Genomic DNA, 21,347 nt, shown 5'->3' with positions numbered 1-21,347 from the left:
TATTCAGGATTGAACACTAATCCAAAACCTTGTTCATACCTTCTTTAAAGACTTTAAAGTCTTGCAGATAATTATGTCCCGCGTTTGCTATACTAAAAAACTCTTTGTTATTACCTGGAATGGCGGCAAAGAGTTTTTCCGCTGACTCATAAGGAATTACGTTGTCTTCTTTTCCATGGAAAATATAAATGGGACATTCAACCTGTTTTATATATTCATTGGACGGAAACCTGAAGTTTGACAACCAATCTATGGGTAAAAACGGAAAGCGATGCTTACCCAGTGCCACCGCACTATAAAAGGGAGATTCCAAAACTAGTTTTTCGGGTTCGTTTTCAGAAGCCAACCATGTGGCTATTCCCGTACCAAAAGAGCGCCCGTACAGTATAATCTCCTTTTCTTGATACCGTTGTTTGGCATAGTCATAGAATAACTGAGCATCTTTGTACAATGCCGGCTCACTTACCTTACCCGTGCTCTTACCATAAGTTCTGTAATCTACCAAAATGGATTCGTAGCCCTTTGCTGAAAAGAGATTAGCTACGTGAATAAGATGCGATATATTTCCAGAGTTTCCATGGAAGTAAAGAATTAAACCTTTACTGCTATCTTGCTTAATATGAACGGCATTCAGTTTAGCACCATCATCCGTAGTTAAATTGAATTCCTCAAAATCCTGACAAAAATCGAAGGTATGATTAAGAGGCATTTTAGAAGGGAAGAAAACCAATCGTTCTTGATAAGTGTACGCCAAAAAGGCTATTAAAACGTATACGATTACAAGTATAATGCCCCATTTTTTTAATCTTCGCATGAACTACAGAATTTTTATAACTACCTTTTATTTCTGGAAAAATACAAATATGCAATTGAATGTGGTTAACGCTATCACAACCAATTTTTCCTTTTAAAATAAACCATCATACCAATAAAGAGGACAATCATAACTCCCCAAACGTAGTAATATCCGTTTTTATAGTGTAGTTCTGGCATATGGTCAAAGTTCATCCCATAAATACCGGCAATGAACGTTAATGGAATGAAGATTGAAGCCATAATGGTAAGTACCTTCATAACTTCGTTCATTTTATTACTCATGTTGCTCATGTACATTTCCATAAGGCTCATAGACATCTCACGATAAATCTGAATGCTCTCGTTTATTTCTAAGGAATGGTCCAAAGCATCCCTTAAGAATACTTTTGTATCTTTTGTAATCAAAGGATTTTCAGTATCGATCAACCTACTGACCAATTCTTTTACAGGAAAGATCCAGCGTCTTATTTTTAGCACTTCTTTCTTTATTTGTTGGATTTCGTGAGCTATTTCAGGTGTGGGATTATCGTATACGATTTCTTCTAAACTCTCTATTCTGTGGTTCATGTGCTCCAAAACCACGAAATAGTTATCTACTATGGCATCTAAAAGTGCAAAGAATAGATAATCTGCTCCTCGCGTTCTAATTCTTCCGGACTTATTGGTAATACGCTGGCGTACTCCTTTAAAAACATCGTCCTGCATTTCTTGAAAAACAAGAACGCAATTGTCTAAAAGCACCATGGCAACGTGTTCATAGACAATTTGATTTTCGTCATTGATATAAAGCATTTTGAACACTCCAAAGATGTAATTTTCATATTCATCTATTTTGGGCCGCTGGTGGGTGTTTACAATATCCTCAAGAACCAAGGGGTTGAGCCCAAAACGTTTACCTACTCTATCAATAAATGCTTCGTCACTAATACCTACAATATCTATCCATGAAATTTCCGGTAATTCTTTCTGTGCTACAATGGCATCAATATCTCCGGGAATATGTTCATTATAGACGTTTTCATTGTATTCCAAAATATTAACTTCGCTGGTTCCTCCTTCCCTACGCCCCATATAGGTAATAGTTCCTGGGGCCTTGCCCATTTTCTTCTGAAATTTTGATGTTTTCTTGGGAAGTATTTTCCCTGACCTTTTTCGTTTCGCCATGAACGGATTTATTTTTATAAATATACTAAGAAGCGTACAACTATATTTTATGATTTGAAAACTGCAAATCGTGCAAAAGCAGCCCCGAACCCGGTGCTACATACGTAAGTTTTATTCCGCTATCCGGTTGCAACGAATCTTTTATATCCGCTAAGGATAAATCCCCTCTACCTAACTGAATTAGCGCGCCCATCATCATACGGATTTGGTAACGCATAAAGCCTTTTCCTTCTACATTCAGTGCATAGCTCTGGGCAGGAAAAAAATTGGCTTGTAACAGTTCATTCTCTTTTAACTCACAAGAAATTATGGTACGTTCGGTTTTTGTGTTCTCCTGAAGTCTTGCCGTATACACTTTAAAATTGTGACTTCCTTCAAATAATTTCGCGCCCTTTTTCATTATATCAATATCCAACTTATCCAAGATATTAGCCAAAAATGGAGCGCAGAAAGGGTGGTTTTTTTCCCCATGGGAAAAAAGGTACACATACTCCTTTACTTTGGCATCCTGAATTATATTAAAGGAGCTATCCGTTTCCGTAATGGTCATTACCCTTAGGTCCGGTGGTAGGTTTCTATTAAAGATTTCCAAAAACTCATCCTTATGAACTATTGGCTCATCCTCTATGAACAACTCAAAGACCATAGACAGCGCCGAAACTTTAGCATCCGTACGGCCAGCTCCTAAAATTTTAAACTTTTGCGCAGGTAATACAAACTTTAAGGTTTTGGTCAACATGGCCTCTATTGTTTTTTGACCAGGTTGTTTTTGCCATCCGCTATAGCGGAAACCTAAATATTGTAGACGTACCAAATAACAATAACGGGCAACTTGCATGCAATTTTCTCTTTAAGACCAAGCTACTATTTTTTTTGTATTTTGTAATGAACAACCTTTTAAAACCACCAAAAATGACTTTAAATACAGAAATTAGACCACCGGCGTGGTTTTGGATAATCAGCGTAATTGCTCTTTTGTGGAACCTAATGGGCGTCTCCGCCTATTTAATGGAAGCATTTATGAGTGTAGAAGACTTAGGAAAACTAACACAAGACCAAAGACTACTTTATGAGTCAAGGCCCATATGGGTTACGTCTGCTTATGCCATTGCCGTTTGGGCGGGTGCACTAGGATGTATAGCTCTATTGCTACGAAAAAAATGGGCAAAAACTTTTCTGCTACTCTCGTTAATTGGCGTGCTGGCTCAAAATGTGTATCAGTTTTTCTTGAGCAATACTTTTGAAGTTTACGGGCCTAGTGCCATATACCTACCAATAATGATTATTGTTGTAAGTATCGCACTTTATTTATTTGCAAAATCTAGTGCTTCTAAAGGGTGGATTTCATAATATTGTAAGCAAGAGTTAATTACGTCAGAACAGCATTCGTAAATTACAGGTTGTAACCCCTTAATGCTTAATTGAAAACTGTTGTTTTTATTGAGATGAACAAAGCATGCTGCGTTTTAACGATTTTTTTGAATAAAGTAGGAAAAAAGACGTTTTTTAGTCTCCTATTTTTAACCCCCAACCTCTGGAAAACAACTTTTTATGAAGTTCATTTTAAGAATATTCCCCTGGAAAAGAACAATTCACATTTCTATTGCCGTTATAGCTGTCTTGATTATATTTAGTTTTTACGGCCTATACACCAACACTTTTCACCTCTTTAAACCCAATAACTACATTTTTCCGTTGTTGACGTTATCCCACATTACTTTTTTATACGTGCTGTGGTTTAAAATTAAAGAAGACGAGCTGACCGACCCTCAAATGAGAAATATAGAATACATTTTGTATGTTGTTTTTGCCGTATACGTTTTTAAGACTTTTGAATCTTTATATATTCTTACCAGTTATTCTGATTTTGAAAACCATATTATTCCTGCAAGTTTTTTTCCGGTTGGAATATTGATTTTTCTATTACACGTACTATTATTAGGTCTTACCTTACTTGCTATTAAATACCGTAGGGATATGGTGGGGCCATACGTTTTTGACGACATGAACCAACACATAGATTCTTGGGAATAACGACCAAACTATTTTTATAGAAACACAAAACCCCGTTTTTCAACGGGGTTTCTTTTTTCTGAACAGTTCTAAAGTGTTCAAAATTTAATGGCAATCATAATGGTTATTTGATTACAATCTTCTTTGTAAACGTCTTACCATTTGGCTGGCTAATTCGTAGAAGGTATAAACCTCCCGGCACCGATTGCACATTAAAAGCTATTTTCTTATCCTCTACTTGACTTACTCCTCTTTTAACAGGGTTTCCCGCCGTATCGAACAATGAAACATCTACGCTTCTAGAAGTAAAATCCGGTAACGAAACATTCAATACATCTAAGGCAGGAATAGGGTATGCTTTTGATGTTGTTTCAACTATTGGAGCCTCCTTACGCACCACTTCAATAGGGTTGGATAGGTCGTAGCACCCAACAAGGTCATTGGCGTTGAGTCCCATTTCCGCACCTTGCAGTCCGTCCTCGTAGCGCAAGTGCCAGATGTAACAGGTACCCGCTCCCGCTCCATCGAAATCCACTCCTTCCACTGCTTTCAATGAGGGTGGGATGCCGAGTATCTTGCCTTCCTCGTCCGTGATAACGAACGTACTGTTCTTGCCCGAGCGCTTGCCCGTGACCGCTATCCCGCTGACCATGTCGGGGGTACCGTCCACATAGAACTCGAAAGGTCCGCCAGTTAAGGTTCCCGCATCCGTTTCCGTGCGTACTACCTTAATGGGGTTGGACAGGTCAAAATTGCCTTTCAGCTCGTGCGCGTTCATACCCATTTCGGCACCTTCAAGTCCGTCCTCATATCTCAGGTACCAGATATAACAGGTACCCGCTCCGGCACCGTCAAAGTTTACGCCTTCAACAGCTTCCAGTGTTGGAGGAAGTCCCAATATCTTGCCCGTATCGTCCGTAATTACGAACGAACTGTTGCTTCCCATGGCATCGCCGCCCAGGGTAATTCCCGAGACCATGTCCTCCGTGCCGTCTACACAGAAATAGAAAGGACCCCCGGAAAGCTCGCCTGCTTCTACCATCGTTTTCTCCTTGCGCACCACTTCAATAGGGTTGGATAGGTCGTAGCACCCAACAAGGTCATTGGTGTTGAGTCCCATTTCCGCACCTTGCAGTCCGTCCTCGTAGCGCAAATGCCAGATGTAACAGGTGCCCGCTCCCGCTCCATCGAAGTCCACTCCCTCCACGGCCGTTAAGGATGGTGGGATGCCGAGTATCTTGCCTTCATCGTCCGTGATAACGAACGTACTGTTCTTGCCCGAGCGCTTGCCCGTGACCGCTATTCCGCTGACCATATCAGGGGTACCGTCCACATAGAACTCGAAAGGTCCGCCCGTTAAGGTGCCTGCATCCGTTTCCGTTCGTACTACTTTAATGGGGTTGGACAGGTCAAAGTTGCCTTTCAGCTCGTGTGCGTTCATACCCATTTCGGCGCCTTCAAGTCCGTCCTCATATCTCAGGTACCAGATATAACAGGTACCCGCCCCGGCACCGTCAAAGTTTACGCCTTCAACTGCTTCCGGTGTTGGCGGAAGTCCCAATATCTTGCCCGTATCGTCCGTAATTACGAACGAACTGTTGCTTCCCATGGCATCGCCGCCCAAGGTAATTCCCGAGACCATATCCTCCGTGCCGTCTACACAGAAATAGAAAGGACCCCCGGAAAGCTCGCCTGCTTCTACCATCGTTTTCTCCTTGCGCACCACTTCAATAGGGTTGGACAGGTCGTAGCACCCAACAAGGTCATTGGCGTTGAGCCCCATTTCTGCACCTTGCAGTCCGTCCTCGTAGCGCAAGTGCCAGATGTAACAGGTGCCCGCTCCCGCTCCATCGAAGTCCACTCCTTCTACGGCCGTTAAAGATGGTGGAATGCCGAGTATCTTGCCTTCCTCGTCCGTGATAACGAACGTACTGTTCTTGCCCGAGCGCTTGCCCGTGACCGCTATCCCGCTGACCATGTCAGGGGTACCGTCCACATAGAATTCGAAAGGTCCGCCTGTTAAGGTGCCTGCATCCGGTTGGTTTCGGTACACAGCTATAGAATTGGAAAAATCATAATCACCCTTTAAATCGGAAACATTCATGCCGCCCTCCAGGCCTTTTAATCCATCCATATAACTTAAATGCCAAATAAAACAGGTGCCAGCACCAGCTACATCAAAGTTAACAGCTTCGGGATTAGGTGGAAGTCCTAGTATTTTCCCGGCTTCATCGGTAACTACCCATTGTGAATTTTCTCCACTATTCTCGCTAACCGTAACTCCAGAAACATGGTCCGGATAATCATCTCCTACACAGAATTCAAACGGGCCTCCACTAATTGTTCCCCCATTAGATGCTGTATCTATATCATTCGCTAAAACATTAGGTACAACCAACAAAGTTGCTAACGTTAGCAAAAGTGCAGACCAAGACAATGCCCGTGGTCTGTTGTTCGCATTCAAACAAAAAAGTAATTTTCTTTCCATAATTACGTGTTTTTAATTCGTATCCAAACTAATTGTTATATTGATATGAGAAATCACAAAATGCTAAACTTTTTCTCTAATTCCGTGATACTTTTGTGAACTTTTACGACTTAACCTTCAGGTTATCAATAATATTAGGATTGTAAAGACGATTATGGGCTTTTCCTTACCGTTTATCTATTTTAAATATCCTGTGATAACTGTGTGATACTTTTTAACTTCATTCGTACTCTGAATTATGAAAGAAATATTGATTATAGAAGATGATCCAGAAATCATCAAATTGTTAGAGATACACCTTACCGATCTCATTTATAAGACTTCCAAGGCCATGGATGGTGCCCAAGGATTATTAATGGCCCTAAAACATGATTATGACCTAATACTTCTAGACCTTACGCTCCCGAGCATGGACGGTGTTGAAATCTGTAAAAAACTAAGAGCAGAAAAAAATACTCCGGTTATTATGCTTACTGCCAAGTCCGAAGAAATAGACCGTGTACTTGGTCTAGAGATAGGTGCGGATGACTATATTACAAAACCATTTAGTATACGAGAGTTGCTGGCGCGAATTAAAGCGGTTATGCGGCGAACAGATGCACAACAGGTTAAAGAGGAGAATACGGCAACTATTGGGTACGAAGGCCTTTTTATAGATATCGATAAGAGAAAAGTACTGTTGAACGACAAGAAAATTGAACTCTCTCCCAAGGAATTTGAGCTTTTGGTCCTTATGGCATCCAACCCAGGACGGAACTATTCCAGGACAGAACTGTTGAATATGATCTGGGGCTATAACTTTGAGGGCTATGAACACACGGTGAATTCTCATATTAACCGTTTACGTGCCAAAATCGAATCAGATATGGCAAATCCTACCTATATTCTTACGACTTGGGGCGTAGGCTATAAATTTAACGAAGACATCTCATTATGAGCCAGAAAGAAAAAACCTTGACCCCCAAGCTGATCAAGAAACTTTGGTTGGCCTTTGTCCTACTTGTATTACTCATGGGGGCATCCTACATATTCATTACCGGTTACTTTGCCAATAAATACAGCCAAGAAACAACACAACGTCTTAACGCAGATGTTGCGCATCATGTAATTGCCGAAAAATTTCAGGACGCATCCCCGTTTCTTGAAGATGGCAGCGTTAACAAACCTCTTTTTGGTGACTTAATGCATGACATGATGGCCGTAAACCAAGGCATTGAGGTTTATCTGCTAAATGAAACTGGCGAAGTTCTGTATTCCGTGGTTTTGGATCATGGAGATAAAAGTTCCATAAAGAGTGTTTCATTGGCCCCAATAGAGTTTTTCATTAAAAATAATGGAGAGCGTTTTGTACTTGGTGATGACCCGAGGAATTCTGGAGAGAAAAAAATATTCTCCGTAGCTCCCTACTCCGTAGACGGTAGGAACGGCTATATCTATATTGTACTTGCCGGGAAAAAATTCCAAGAAGTTAGCGACAACCTTTTGAGTCAATATTTCACCAAATTAGGCATTGGCGCTACCATGCTCACCATGCTTTTTTCGCTCATAATTGGTCTTTTGGCCATTTGGTTCTTAACTAAGAATTTACGCCTGATTACAAAGACGGTCAGGAAATTTCATGACGGAGATCTACAGGCAAGAATTGCCAATCCTGAAAATTCGGATATTGAAGTCTTTGCAAAATCATTTAATGAAATGGCAGATAGTATTGTTGGGAATATGGATAAAATGCAGTCCGTTGATTTATTGCGCAGGGAGTTGATTGCCAATGTTTCCCATGATCTTAGAACACCTTTGGCAATTCTAAAGGGGTATATTGAAACCCTACAGATTAAAAACGAAACCTTAACCGAGGAACAAAAACAAGAATACCTGCAGATTACGCATGACAACGTAGATAAATTGTCCAACTTAATCAACCAACTTTTTGAGTATTCTAAATTAGAAGCCGAGCAAGTTACTCCCGTTAAAGAACCCTTCTCCATTACGGAACTTTCCCATGACCTGATAGCCAAGTTCAAGGTTTTGGCCGAAAAGAAACAGATAGACCTTCAACTAGACAATCCGGAAGAAAATTGTATGGTATATGCCGATGTAAGCCTTGTAGAAAGAGCTCTGCAGAACTTAATAGAAAATGCCTTAAAATATACTCAAGCCAAAGGTAAAGTGACCTTATCACTCCAAAAGAAAGGAAAAAACGTAGAGATAAATATTACGGATACTGGTACAGGAATTGCCGTAAACGAGCAGCCTTTTATATTTGACCGTTACAAACAGGTAGACAAAAGCGCCAAAAAGCAAGGATATGGACTTGGTTTGGCAATCGTTAAAAAAATCATGGATCTGCATGATACTACCATCACCGTTTTGAGTAAACCAAAAGAAGGAAGTTCTTTTATCTTCAATCTTCCTGCTTATCAGGTTTAACTCTTAACCGATTACCTAAAAATTCATATCGCAATTTCTTGAGTAAAGTGGTCAAAAACCCAAATGCTCAAGAAATTGCTTTCATGAATATATAATCCGTAGTTAATAGGGCCTACATATTGTATACCCCTCCATTAATATCCAGTGTTGCTCCGGTTATAAAACCATCGTACTCAGATGCTAAATAGGTAACCGCCCGTGCTACATCAGCGGCATTACCGGCGCGTTGAATTGGAATACCGGCAACGGTTTCTGCTGCCGACTCTTTGGTCGTATGGGTATTGTGAAAGGAAGTTCCTAAAATAAGCCCAGGAGCCACCGCATTGACCCGAATGCCTTGTGGGCCTAATTCCGAAGATAATGCACGGGTAAAAGTTAAAATTGCTCCCTTACTTGTTGAATAGACTAATGACCCCGGATGCCCTCCTTTTCGTCCTGCGAGCGAAGCCAAATTAACAATGCTACTGTTATCGTTTTTAGCAAGATATGGTGCTGCAGCCCTCGTTACGAACATCATAGATGTAAGGTTAATATCCATTACCTCGTTCCAAAATTCGGCCTCCATTTCACCCAGCATTTTACGTGCTACAAGTGAGCCGGCATTATTGACCAATATATCAAGACCGCCAAGTACTTCTACCGTTTTCCCAACAAGAGTATTTGCATCGGCCTCCTTAGTTAAATCTCCTGATATAGCCACTGCTTTTTGGCCTTTCGCAGTTGCGTATTCAACCAACTTATTGGCGGTATCAGCACTAGAAAAATAATGAATGGCAACATTGGCGCCACTATCAATAAAGTGTTGGGTTATGGATTCTCCTATTCCTTGTGCACCAGCTGTTATCAGCACATTCTTACCGGTTAATTTTGTATTCTTCCCCATTCTATTTTTTACTATTTGATTTTATCGTTTTTGGCAAAGTAGCCTTCATTAGAAACAGCATTGTCACTTACAGTTATACTTGCAGTTTTAAACCACACCTCGGCATAGTTACCGTCCGCATATTGTTTTTGGACATCACCACCATGAGTTTCTGCTCCAGAACACCAGTTTTTGTTCACCTCGGGAGACTTTCCATTAGTCTGATTGTAAGCGCCTAGTTTAAAGAAACAACCTTCGCCTGTATACGCTTCTTTACGTTCCACCCCATCTTGGCCAATTGGCACAAATAATTTTTGAGTTTGCTCCGGTATATCCGCAGTGGTTGTATATTCGGATTCGATTAAGTTTTTGGTAAATGTTTTGGTTTCATGGCCCTTACTTGTAAAGGTTAAGTTCATGATACCGTTAACAACTTCAACTTCATAGCTAAACTCCTCTCCCAAAGCAATACCCTCCTTAGGTTCTTCAGGATAAGTACTTGCATCTGTGCCCACAACGGAAAAATCATTGCCCCAAACGGCAGTTGAATAGTCCCACCTAGTTGAATTGTCTTCTCCAGCCGTATTTATTTCATAATGCCAAAAGACAGAACCTTTTGTATGGCCCGGAAATTTCTTATAGAATATTTTGAGCGGTTCGTTCTCATGTGCATCGGCACTATGAATTTGACCTACCACAACAGCATGGGTGGCCGCAACTCTAGCATCACCGGTAGCAGAGACATTCATTACTTTTAAAGTTGCGGTCAGCTTATCATTTGCGGTTTTGGGGTACCATTTTTTTACTTGCGCCAATTCCGTTCTGGTGTTGTTTGAAGTTCCATGGGTGTTGCCCCCATTGGGTGTTTTAAAAACCACCCATTCATTGGTGCCATCATTTGTAGTAAAGAAGAAATCCTTATTCTCAAAGTTGTTGGCATGTCCCACATTTGAACCATTACCCAAAATCAATTTCCAATCATCAAAAAATGGAATCACATCACTTGCGTAAACTGTCTTTGTTTCTTCCTTTTTACCCGTATCAGGTGCACCTTCAGTGTCCTTCTTTTTTGTTTCGGTTTTACAACTGCTAAGTATTAGAAAAAAACTAAAGACTAAAAACGTTGTTAGAGAGACTGTTTTTTTTGTATTCATTTCTTGTGATTTGATTTTACTTCTATTTTTCGGTCTAAGCTGAGTTTTAAAATTTACTTTGGCGCTTTACCGTTTATTCTTTTTGGGGAGGTGTTCCTGCTCCCACAGTTGCTACCTTGAACCAAACCTCTGCATAACAGCCATTTTCATATTGTTTGGCAATATCTCCTCCGTAAGTTTCGGAACCGGTACTCCAAACCATGTTGTCTTCAGGGTTTTTACCATTAGTTTGGTTGTAAGCACCTTGTTTGAAATACTGTATTTCTCCGGTATAAGCATTTTCGCGCTCTACTCCGTCCCTACCAATAGACGCGTACAAGGCTCTTATTTGTTCGGGAATATCTGATTTTTTAGTGAAATCGGATTCCAATAAGTTTTTCGTGAATTTTACCGTCTCATGCCCATCACTGGAAAAAGTAAGGTACATTATACCTTTGTAGACGTTTATTTCATAACTGAATTCTTCGCCCAGTGCAATACCGTCTTTTGGCTCCTCTGGATATGAAGTAGCCGTAGCTCCAACAACGGACATATCATTACCCCAAACTGCCGTAGAATAATCCCATCGTTTTGAATTATCTCCTTTGGTGTTTATTTCATAGTTCCAAAAAACGGACCCCTTGGTATGCCCCGGAAATTTCTTATAAAAGATTTTGATAGGCTCGTTCTCATGACCCTCATCACTATGAATCTGCCCCACTACTACGGAGTAAGACGCAGCAACCCTAGCGTCTCCTGAAGTAGAAACATGTTGCACTTTAAGCGTTCCGGTTAGTTTACCTCCTGTCTCGGGAATCCAGTGTTTCTTTTGTCCCAATTCAGTTCGTGTATTGCTAGATGTGCGTGAAGTTACCCCAGAGTTTGGGGTTTTATAGACTACCCAATCCGTTACACCTTCATTCTCAACATAGAAAAAATCTTTTTTTTCAAAATTTAAAAGTTCTTCGGAGCGAGTGCCATCACCTAAAAGAATTTTCCATTCTTCCATAAACGGTATTACATCACTCGGGTATTTTATTTTATTTTCAGTTGAAACTGTGGGCTCCAAACTATTTGAAGAGGTAGACTTGGAGTTGTTTTTACACCCGATCAGCGCTAAAACCATGACTACCGTAATTACTGATTTTTTCATTTATGAATTGATATTTTTCTAATTGAGATTAATTAATACATGAGTTTAAGCGGAAGGTTTTCTTCTACAATCAGCTCTCCTGAATTTTTAATATCGTTGTTGGAATGGGTATTGTTTTTGGCGCCCCACAAGCGGGCAACAAACTTTACCGGGTTATCTGCAAAAGTATTCCCTGAAATTTCCACATTTATAATACCGTAAGTATTCAATAAAATTCCATCTTCTTCTTTGGCTCCACATTGAGTAAAACTGTTATTGGTGACTACAAGGTTACCCCCAACAGTAGATTCATCATATCCTCCTCTGTAATAATCCACTACATTTTTATCCACTCCTTTAAACGTGCAATTGGCAATAACAATATTCTCTGCACTGTATTCACCTTTATCATCTGTTTCCTCGGACAGTTCCAAACCGTTATTACAATTTTTGATAACCGTAGATTTCAGTTGAATATACTCCGAGAAAGAATGCTTGTAAGCCTTTAAAACAAAGTCAAAATCAGATATTTCGGAATCAACTATAGTTAGGTTGTACAAACTGGACATATTATTCTTTAAACCGGCAAAAGCATATTGAGTTTTTGTTCCTTTTAGAACCACTCCTTTTAGAGTCAATTCGCCTTTAGGATTCATCTCAAATGCCGGGGTTTCCGGTGCGCCCGCGTAATGGATAGTCGCTTTCTTATTGGCATCCGTAGATTTTATCGTGAGAAGTTTATCAATCTTTAAAGACGTTTTCACTTTGTACTTAGCGGAAGTCAATACTATGGTGTCTCCATTTTTCGCATTCTGAATGGCGTTGACCAACTTGGCCGTTGAACTTACTGAATAGGTTTTAGGCGAAGCCTTTTTTGAAGATTTAGCTGGATACCAATCTGGACCATATTGAGATACATCCATAAGATTTGGCTTTTCAGCAGGTGCTTTAACTACGGCTCCTACCGAGTTTACCTCCTTTCGAGAATTACCAAAAAGGTCGGTCTTAATTAAATCGAACTCAAAACCATTATAAAGTTCTGAATCGGTTAAGTCACTTTTAGGAATCCATATGTTTTTTTCTAATTCTGAAACGGCAAAATCTTTAGTTTTAATGCCAGGAATTTTCTTAAACGAAACCCCTTGATTATCTATAAGATTGCTTTTAAAATTTATTCCATCTAATGAGTCATGGGCCACGACCGGCTGTTCATCCCCCGTGCTATTATAAATAAGGTTATTGGCAACAATGGTCCTAATAGGCCTCTCGGACCTTATTTCAGAAGCAGGCAAAATATCTTTCTGATCAATATTGGAACCTACCCCAAACTGTAATGGTGAATCGCAATCTACCCAAGTATTATAGGCCACTACCACATCGGTTACCTGTATGTACCTGTTAAGTGGTGATTTTGGAATACCGTTCATTACAGCAAGTGGACTCCTAAATGTTTTTCCTTTTAGGTTGTAGAAGTAATTATTCGTTACCCAATGTCCCGTACCAATTAAACGTACGCCCCCAATTTGCTCAGAATCCGCATCACCTATAAAGTAGTTGCCGTCAACAATACAGTAGTTCCCGTGTCTCGTTACCAATGAGCCTTCACTTTTATAGAAGACATTATTCCTGAACTCGTTAAAATTTGATTTACTGGAAATAATCTCTACTTCACCATTACATTTATCAAAAAAATTGTTTTCAACAAGGGTATAACTAGGCGCCATGGAGGTAAAACTATTGCCAAGCTGTATGGTTTCTGCACTAGGACCACCCTTAGGAGGTCTAGGCCCAAAATAGTTATGGTGTATCTTATGGTAATTCTTTATACTGTTATTCCCTGCAAGATCAATCCGTACAGTAGGTCCTCTATTGGATTTACCCGCTATATAACAATGATCCAACTCATTATGTCTCCCTTTAAATAGAACCCAGAGATCTGTCTGGTTTTTTTGGGACTTATTAAAATCCAGAATCACGGAATTTGTAACCCGAGAATGATTGGCCACCGTATCTTCACTAATGGCAAATTCAATGACCGCATCAGAAGGAGATGAACCATTAACAAAGTTTAAACCACTAACAACGAGATAATCTCCGCCCAGTTTTAAATCGGATTTTCCGCCAATAACCACTTTACCTGCTGTTTCGGCACGTAAGGTAATTGGCGCATTTTCTTTTCCGTAACCCACAAAACGGATTTGAACATTGTTCCAATCTCCATTGGCCATGATAATTTCGTCACCAGGACCTGCATTGCCTATTGCCTTATGGAGTTCTATAATATCTTTTACGTAAGCCCCTTCTTGTTTTGGGGGTTGTGAAAAAGAGAGAAATAAAAGCGCTGCACTTATGATTATCAGGTTAGTTTTCATTATTCAGATGTGTTGAGATGTAGTTCAATTGGATACTTTACATTGTTGAGAATGCACAGTGTTAAGCTGCAATTTTCAATTGGTTTACCAAACTGGTTTACCAAATATAATCATTTAATCATACCAAACAAATTATTTACAGACTATCGCCTTTATTAAATAGAAATATCACAGACTTTAACTTGCTAAAATTTTCTTCTGGATTGTAAACACGACCTAAATCTAGAATAATGAACACTTGGTCTAATCGCATTGAACCACTGCAATATTACTATACCACCACAGTTATGTTGTTGAACTTAAAAACCCCTATTATGACTTTTAAAAATTTCTTTTTAATCGGCATCTCCTTAGTCGCCCTTAATGCCTGTTCCGATGACGATTTACCGTTAGAAATCCCCGAAAAGGAAACAGAACAATCAGAGGAAGAACAGCCAAAGGAAGAAGAACAACAACCTGAAAATGCCGCTCCGGATTCTTTTAGTCTAACCATGTTAGAAGATGGCACGGCCGATGTTGGCCTAAACCCTACACTATCTTGGTCAGCAGCTATTGATTCTGATGGAGATGATATTACATATACTCTTCTTTTAGACGAAGAAGAAACACCGCAAAGTATTCTTGCAGAAAACCTTACAACTCCAGAATTTAATATTGTTGAAGGTTTAGAAAAAAATAAGGTTTACTACTGGAAAGTTGTTGCTAGTGATACTAACGGAGGCGCAACGGAAAGCGCACAAACTTTTAGCTTTAGTACTAAAGGTCTATCTTTTTCCGAATCGGCTTTGACTGCTAATGCCGGGTTTAGTTCCAGAAGAAATCATAGCATTACTGAATTTAATGGGAAACTTTGGATGATCGGTGGAGGAAACGACTCGTCTGGCTTCAAGGATGTGTGGTCCTCTATTGATGGTGAAAATTGGCTGTTAGAAGTAGAAAATCCTTTTGACTTTTTTAGCAAAAACAATCACACTGCTATTGTATTCAAAGAAAAATTTTGGATAATAGGTGGTGGTTTTAGTGATATTTGGTCTTCTACGAACGGAAAAGACTGGGTGCGAAACGAAAATGTTGGTGCATTCGGTTCTAGAGAAGGACATACAACAGTTGTTTATGATGATAAGCTTTGGGTAATTGGCGGTAACAAAGGTTCTGAGCAAATGAACGACGTGTGGTATTCCGAAGATGGAGCTACTTGGAATCAAGCTACCGAAAGTGCTCAATTTTCTCCACGTACAGACCATACTACCGTAGTGTTTGATGGTAAGATGTATGTTATGGGAGGAACTGCCGTAAAGGGTTTTTCACCACTGTTTTACAATGACATTTACACGTCTACAGACGGTGTAAACTGGACAGAAGTAACTACAGAATCTGTATTTGAAATTCGTGCCAATCATTCCTCATTAATCTATGACCACAAAATGTGGGTCATTGGAGGTTGGCAAGCGGTAACGAATGAAGAAACTACCGAGCAAGAGCTTACCACATTTGCAGACGTTTGGTATTCCGAAAACGGTAGCGAATGGAATAAGTTAACTACCAATGACTTATACCAACCAAGAATGGGACATGCCTCTGTAGTTTTTGAGAATAAAATACTTATTTCTGGAGGATTGAATATTAACAAAGAAGATTCAAGTAGAACTCATTACAATGATATTTGGGTCATTGAGTAACTACATTTTATGACAATGAAAAAGCCCCTTTAAAATATGCAGGGGCTTTTTACTTTTATTAGGATTGTGAATTTCTACAACCCGTCTATATAACTTCCGTAAAGGTCCTTGAATTGGTATCCTTCTGCAAATCTGTTTTTGCTAAGTTTCTTATGTGATACCAACCCCCATAAAACCAATTCCTTTAAAAAGTACATATCTTCTTTAGGAAAATCAGGTTGATGTTCTTTTATCAACTGGCTAAGTTCAGGAATACTATCTAAGGTTCTTTTATATTCTTCATCTGTAAATTCATCTAGAAGTTCAAAACCTTCTCCTTGAAAAAACCAACTTAACAAATCATCATAAGGAGTTTTTGCATCCTTTCTTTCCAACTTGTTTATGGCCGGGAAATATTTAGGGAACAAACTTTTTACCGCATCATCTATCAATATTTCGGCTACGCCATCAGCACCTTCTTGCTCCCCCTCATAAACCAATTCAATCTTACCGGTAATGGCCGGAATAATACCCATAAAATCACTCAAACGTACCATGGTTTTATCGGCATCAGTTACTAAGGCCCTTCTTTCCGCTGTACTCAAAAGATTTTCAAACGCGGTTATACTTGTTCTTGCACTGACACCGCTTTTTGCATCTACGTACTCGCTATCCCTTGCTTCAAAAATAATTTGCTCTAAAAGATCCTTGGCCAAGTCCGGCACATAAATTGAATCCGTTTGGCGCGAATCTAATTTCGCCTCCTGTTCAGTAATTTTTCTAGCGGTTTCAATATCATCCGGATAGTGCGTTAATATTTGTGAGCCAATCCTATCCTTAAGTGGGGTAACGATACTTCCTCTATTGGTATAATCTTCAGGGTTTGCCGTAAACACAAATTGAATATCCAACGGCAGCCTCAATTTAAACCCACGAATCTGTATATCTCCTTCCTCCAATATATTAAAAAGTGAAACTTGAATTCTAGCTTGTAAATCCGGTAATTCATTAATTACAAAAATACATCTGTTGGCCCGTGGGATCATTCCAAAATGAATAACCCTGTCATCTGCATAGGATAACTTCAGGTTTGCCGCTTTAATGGGGTCTACATCGCCAATTAAATCGGCTACGGTAACATCTGGTGTTGCTAGTTTTTCAGCAAAACGAGCATCTCTGTGCAACCAAGAAATTGGGGTATCATTCCCTTTTTCCTTTATCAATTCCATGGCGTATCTTGACATGGGCTTAAGCGGATCATCGTTAATTTCCGAACCTTCTACCACAGGGATATACTCGTCCAAAAGATTGACCATTAAGTGAGCCAAACGTGTTTTAGCTTGTCCCCGTAAACCTAGTAAGTTAATATTATGCCTAGATAAAATAGCTCGCTCCAACTCTGGAATAACGGAATCTTCATATCCCCAAACTCCAGGAAAAGTTTCTTCTCCTTTTTTTATCCTTTGAATAAGATTGTCACGTAATTCGTCCTTAACACTTTTTACTTTATAGCAAGCTTCTTTTAACTCGCCAAGTGTTTTTATTTTCTTGTTATCTAATTTCATATATAGCAATCTCTTTTTCTTTTAAAATCAAGTCCGTCTGAAATGAAGAGGAATTGGTCTATCTTATTTCAATCGTTTTTTTCTATTCGCTTCGTAATCTTCAAAAATCATTTCACCCAAACCTTTTAACCCGGTAAAAAATGCCTTGCCTTTGTTCGCTTCCGTAAAGTGGCGAATAAACTGCATTAAATAAGCATCTTGGGCTATCATAAACGTGGTAATAGGAATATGTAATTTTCTAGCCTGGCGTGCCATATTATAGCACTTCTCAACAATATAGTCATCCAGACCTACGCTATTCTTATAATATGTTCCATCAGGTAGCCGCAAGCAACTAGGCTTTCCGTCCGTAATCATAAAAATCTGTTTATTGGTATTACGCTTCCTGCGTAGCATATCCATTGCCAATTGAAGTCCCGCTACCGTGTTAGTATGATAGGGTCCAACTTTCAGATACGGAAGGTCCTTTATAGGTATGGGCCAAGCATCGTTACCAAAAACCAGAATATCCAAGGTGTCTTTTGGATAGCGTGTAGTAATGAGCTCCGCTAGTGCCATCGCTACTTTTTTAGCTGGTGTAATACGGTCCTCGCCGTACAAAATCATACTATGACTAATGTCTATCATTAACACCGTACTCATCTGTGCCTTGTGTTGCGTATCCTCAACTACTAAATCATCTTCGTTTAAAGTGAAGCTACCCATACCATGGTTGATCTGGGCATTTTTAAGGCTCTCCGTCATTGAAATATGTTCTAAACCATCACCATAACGGTATTCTCTTAAATCACCCGTATGCTCATCTCCTTGACCGGATTTTCCGGTTTTGTGGTTACCTGAGCCGCTACGTTTAATTTTACCGAAAATCTGGTCTAGCGCACGTTGGCGAATCAAGCGTTCCATTTTAGCGGTAATGGAAATATTTCCCTTTCTGCCGTTTTCATCGCCTTCTTCCCCTTCTCCACCTGCAGCATCATCGTCAAATTCTTCTTGAATGTATCCTTTTGCTTTTAACTCCTCTATGAAATCATCAATCGTATATTCATCATCTGTTAGCTCATACTCCTTATCCAGTTCACGCAACCAATCAATGGCCTCATCAAAATCTCCCGATGTATGGGTAATGAGTTCCTGAAAAATATCAAAAAGTTTTTCAAAAGGAGTTTGTTCCGGTGCTTCATAGGTTGAAAACCGAAACCCTTTTCTTGTGTTCATAGCCATACTATAAAATTAGTTAATAAAACCGTCAACACCTCCCTTTTTAGGAAATGTTAACGGTTATGGGCTATTGCCTTTCACAAAGCATTGCTGTTTTGCTATTTTGTAAAGAAATGGTCTTTTTAACTGATGATTCCTAATGGCGTCGTAGTCTTCCAAGCACCGCGGGTGAAATCCGGGAATTCCTGTGGTGCTCCATTTGCAGCAACGGAAGTCTCACTTAAAGGAGAAACCGCACTCCATAAGCAACCCTCGTACACATTCTGGTCTAAAGGCTCCCCATTTCTTAAACACTCTACAATACGGAACAACATCATAAAGTCCATTCCGCCGTGACCGCCCATTTTAGTGGCTAGATCACCTACTCGCTTGTACAAAGGATGTTCGTATTTTTCATAGATTTTTGCCAAGGCATCACCTTGTGCCCAATGATGGTGGTCTTCCGTAGCACCTTCAACCCCACCTTCCAAGGCCACACGGGTTGGGAAACCTGCCAAAGTACCTTTTGTTCCTTGAATCATGTTATGGCGGGTGTATGGTCGTGGACTAGTTTCATCCCATTGCACCATAATAGTTCTACCTAAATCCGTTTTTATAATGGATGTATTGATATCTCCTCCTTTATAATCCAGTTTGTTCCATTTGTGGTCTACAGGAAAGTTCTTTTCAGCATATAATTGCCTTCCTTTGGTAGGCGATGAAAAAGCATTGATGAATTTAAAGTTATCATCAGTCCGACCAATATTCATGTATTGCGCCACAGGCCCTAAACCATGCGTTGGGTAAAGGTTTCCGTTTCTGTGTGCATAATGCGGTGTTCTCCAAGAACCCGTACCACGGTCTACCTCATTCATTTGAAAACGTAACTCGTGAATATAAGCTGCCTCTCCGTGTAAAAGTTCGCCTATAGCCCCTTCGCGACACATGTTCAAGTACAATAGTTCATCTCTACCGTAGTTAACATTCTCCATCATCATACAATGCTTCTTTGTCTTTTCGGAAGTGTCAACTATATCCCACATTTCTTTTAAAGTCAAGGCCAATGGGACTTCTACAAAGGCGTGGCTACCGGCATTCATGGCTGCAATGGCCATTGGCGCATGCAAACCCCAAGGTGTTGCTATAATAACTGCGTCCGGTTTTTGTTCTTCTAGCATTTTTTTCCAATCGTTCTCCCCATTGGTATACAGTTTTACTTTTTTGTGTCGCTGTCCCTTTCCTGCCTCTTTACAGACATCTGCAGATTTTTTGGCCCAATCTTCATAAAGATCTGAAATGGCAACCACTTCAGTGCCTTCAATCGCGGCAATTTGTGCCACATGACCTGAACCTCTTGCCCCTACACCTATAAACGCGAAACGTACCTTATCCAATTTAGGAGCTTTAAAACCTCCCATATATTGTGCAGAAAAAGGCCGTTCCGTTCCTAAAAAGTTAGCTTTTGAAATATTTGGGGTTAGGGCAATACCAGCTCCTACCAATGACGTTTTTTTTAGGAAGTTTCTTCTGTTGGAATTCATTTGTGTTTGTTTTGTGAGTTGTTGTTGAAATGAAACTACAATATAAAGAAGTTTTAGGGAACTTAAACACGCTCGCCTCTGCTATTAACATAGTCTTACAATGATGCATTATTTTTTTGACAACCCACAAAGAGATCATACCTTCGTGTAAGATGATAAAAGAACAATGTCTTGGCTTTTTAGAAACACCACCACTGTGGACAGGTGAACAATTTGGTATAGAACAGTTTGTTTTCCCTGAGCTTCATATGAAACGGTTTCTACCAAAACCCATTTCAAAAAAATTACGTTTGGGTCACCAAATGGAACATGTTTTCACCCAATTGCTCGTCAGAAATAACACATACGACCTTGTTCTTCATAACAAAGCTGTAAAAGAGGAAAACCGTACCATTGGTGAAATTGATTTTATACTAAAGCATAGAGAAACGGAAAGACTCCTACATGTTGAATTGACTTATAAGTTCTATATCATTGACCCAAGCATATCAGAACCCATACACCGGTTAATAGGTCCCAACCGTAGGGATATGTTCTTTACCAAAATGGAAAAAATCAGGGACAAGCAGTTTCCTCTTTTGCACTCTACAAATGGAATTAGAACGTTATCCGAAAATCAAATTAACCATGACGATATAACGCACCAAGCCTGTTACAAAGCCCAACTCTTTATGCCCCATACTAATGCCCATGTAGACATTACTCCTCTAAATAGAGATTGCATCTACGGCTATTGGTTAAGGTTCGAGGACTTTGAAAATGGTGATTATAAAAAGTACAAATACTATATACCCAGCAAATCCGAATGGGTCGTTACTCCACACAAAAATGTAAGATATTCATCTCATTTTGAAACTTTGATGGACGTAAACCTACGAACCCTGAACCAAAATGCCCCCATGCTATGGATGAAAAAAACAAATACTGAATTTGAAAAATTTTTCGTGGTGTGGTGGTAGTTAGTAGTTAGTAGTTAGTA

17 protein-coding genes are annotated in these 21,347 nt (G+C 39.7%); 6 read left to right on the top strand and 11 right to left on the bottom strand.

All coding sequences use genetic code 11. From position 1 onward, the window contains the following. Positions 1 to 16: 16 nt before the first annotated feature. From KO513_RS01330 to KO513_RS01320, 3 genes are all read right to left on the bottom strand, one after another. Complete coding sequence (locus KO513_RS01330) at positions 17 to 814, bottom strand: alpha/beta hydrolase (protein ID WP_215911953.1); 798 nt, start codon at positions 812 to 814, stop codon at positions 17 to 19. 74 nt (positions 815 to 888) lie between these two features. Further along, complete coding sequence (gene corA, locus KO513_RS01325; RefSeq protein WP_215440245.1) at positions 889 to 1,980, bottom strand: magnesium/cobalt transporter CorA; 1,092 nt, start codon at positions 1,978 to 1,980, stop codon at positions 889 to 891. A gap of 40 nt (positions 1,981 to 2,020) precedes the next feature. Next, the gene (locus tag KO513_RS01320) at positions 2,021 to 2,818 is read right to left on the bottom strand and encodes a tRNA pseudouridine synthase A (protein WP_215911952.1); all 798 of its coding nucleotides are present in this window, start codon (positions 2,816 to 2,818) and stop codon (positions 2,021 to 2,023) included. A gap of 74 nt (positions 2,819 to 2,892) precedes the next feature. Between KO513_RS01320 and KO513_RS01315 the strand changes: the two genes are divergently transcribed. Both KO513_RS01315 and KO513_RS01310 read left to right on the top strand, forming a co-directional pair. Further along, positions 2,893 to 3,330, top strand: a complete 438-nt coding sequence (locus KO513_RS01315; protein WP_215911951.1) for a hypothetical protein — start codon at positions 2,893 to 2,895, stop codon at positions 3,328 to 3,330. A 201-nt stretch (positions 3,331 to 3,531) separates the two neighbouring features. Then, positions 3,532 to 4,014 (top strand): hypothetical protein, encoded by a 483-nt coding sequence (locus KO513_RS01310; RefSeq protein WP_215911950.1) that lies wholly within the window; start codon positions 3,532 to 3,534, stop codon positions 4,012 to 4,014. A gap of 103 nt (positions 4,015 to 4,117) precedes the next feature. On the opposite strand, the gene KO513_RS01305 is transcribed toward KO513_RS01310, so the two are convergent. After that, positions 4,118 to 6,481, bottom strand: coding sequence for a T9SS type A sorting domain-containing protein (locus tag KO513_RS01305; RefSeq protein ID WP_215911949.1), 2,364 nt, complete (start codon positions 6,479 to 6,481; stop codon positions 4,118 to 4,120). 238 nt (positions 6,482 to 6,719) lie between these two features. Here KO513_RS01305 and KO513_RS01300 point away from each other — a divergent pair, with 238 nt between their 5' ends. Both KO513_RS01300 and KO513_RS01295 read left to right on the top strand, forming a co-directional pair. Continuing rightward, complete coding sequence (locus KO513_RS01300; protein ID WP_215911948.1) at positions 6,720 to 7,418, top strand: response regulator transcription factor; 699 nt, start codon at positions 6,720 to 6,722, stop codon at positions 7,416 to 7,418. Then, positions 7,415 to 8,908 (top strand): sensor histidine kinase, encoded by a 1,494-nt coding sequence (locus KO513_RS01295; RefSeq protein WP_215911947.1) that lies wholly within the window; start codon positions 7,415 to 7,417, stop codon positions 8,906 to 8,908. The genes KO513_RS01300 and KO513_RS01295 overlap by 4 nt, the downstream gene beginning before the upstream one ends. Positions 8,909 to 9,020: 112 nt before the next feature. Here KO513_RS01295 and KO513_RS01290 read toward each other — a convergent pair whose 3' ends face one another. The 4 genes from KO513_RS01290 to KO513_RS01275 form a co-directional block, all read right to left on the bottom strand. Beyond that, complete coding sequence (locus tag KO513_RS01290; protein WP_215911946.1) at positions 9,021 to 9,791, bottom strand: SDR family NAD(P)-dependent oxidoreductase; 771 nt, start codon at positions 9,789 to 9,791, stop codon at positions 9,021 to 9,023. A gap of 11 nt (positions 9,792 to 9,802) precedes the next feature. Further along, the gene (locus KO513_RS01285) at positions 9,803 to 10,924 is read right to left on the bottom strand and encodes a polysaccharide lyase family 7 protein (RefSeq protein WP_215911945.1); all 1,122 of its coding nucleotides are present in this window, start codon (positions 10,922 to 10,924) and stop codon (positions 9,803 to 9,805) included. 73 nt (positions 10,925 to 10,997) lie between these two features. Next, entirely contained in the window at positions 10,998 to 12,056 is a 1,059-nt protein-coding gene (locus KO513_RS01280; protein ID WP_215911944.1) for a polysaccharide lyase family 7 protein, read from the bottom strand. Between the two features lie 32 nt (positions 12,057 to 12,088). Beyond that, positions 12,089 to 14,407, bottom strand: coding sequence for a chondroitinase-B domain-containing protein (locus KO513_RS01275; RefSeq protein ID WP_215911943.1), 2,319 nt, complete (start codon positions 14,405 to 14,407; stop codon positions 12,089 to 12,091). Positions 14,408 to 14,721: 314 nt separating this feature from the next. On the opposite strand from KO513_RS01275, the gene KO513_RS01270 reads away from it, so the two are divergent. After that, positions 14,722 to 16,086 carry a Kelch repeat-containing protein gene (locus KO513_RS01270; protein WP_215911942.1) on the top strand — a complete coding sequence of 455 codons (1,365 nt, stop codon included), beginning with the start codon at positions 14,722 to 14,724 and terminating at the stop codon, positions 16,084 to 16,086. A gap of 74 nt (positions 16,087 to 16,160) precedes the next feature. On the opposite strand, the gene KO513_RS01265 is transcribed toward KO513_RS01270, so the two are convergent. The 3 genes from KO513_RS01265 to KO513_RS01255 form a co-directional block, all read right to left on the bottom strand. Then, positions 16,161 to 17,630, bottom strand: a complete 1,470-nt coding sequence (locus KO513_RS01265) for an AAA family ATPase (RefSeq protein ID WP_215911941.1) — start codon at positions 17,628 to 17,630, stop codon at positions 16,161 to 16,163. 63 nt (positions 17,631 to 17,693) lie between these two features. Beyond that, on the bottom strand, positions 17,694 to 18,851 hold the full coding sequence (locus KO513_RS01260; RefSeq protein WP_215911940.1) for a vWA domain-containing protein: 1,158 nt from the start codon (positions 18,849 to 18,851) through the stop codon (positions 17,694 to 17,696). Between the two features lie 119 nt (positions 18,852 to 18,970). Next, a complete protein-coding gene (locus KO513_RS01255) occupies positions 18,971 to 20,368 on the bottom strand; it encodes a Gfo/Idh/MocA family protein (protein WP_215911939.1) in 1,398 nt (465 codons plus the stop codon). Between the two features lie 152 nt (positions 20,369 to 20,520). Here KO513_RS01255 and KO513_RS01250 point away from each other — a divergent pair, with 152 nt between their 5' ends. Then, positions 20,521 to 21,327, top strand: a complete 807-nt coding sequence (locus tag KO513_RS01250; RefSeq protein WP_215911938.1) for a DUF1853 family protein — start codon at positions 20,521 to 20,523, stop codon at positions 21,325 to 21,327. The last annotated feature ends 20 nt before the right edge of the window (positions 21,328 to 21,347 follow it).

This window comes from Zobellia sp. B3R18, from assembly GCF_018860715.1.
In the GTDB taxonomy this organism is placed as follows: Bacteria; Bacteroidota; Bacteroidia; order Flavobacteriales; family Flavobacteriaceae; genus Zobellia; species Zobellia russellii.
Note: the sequence above shows the minus strand (reverse complement) of the source record. Positions and strands in the feature narration are given on the sequence as shown.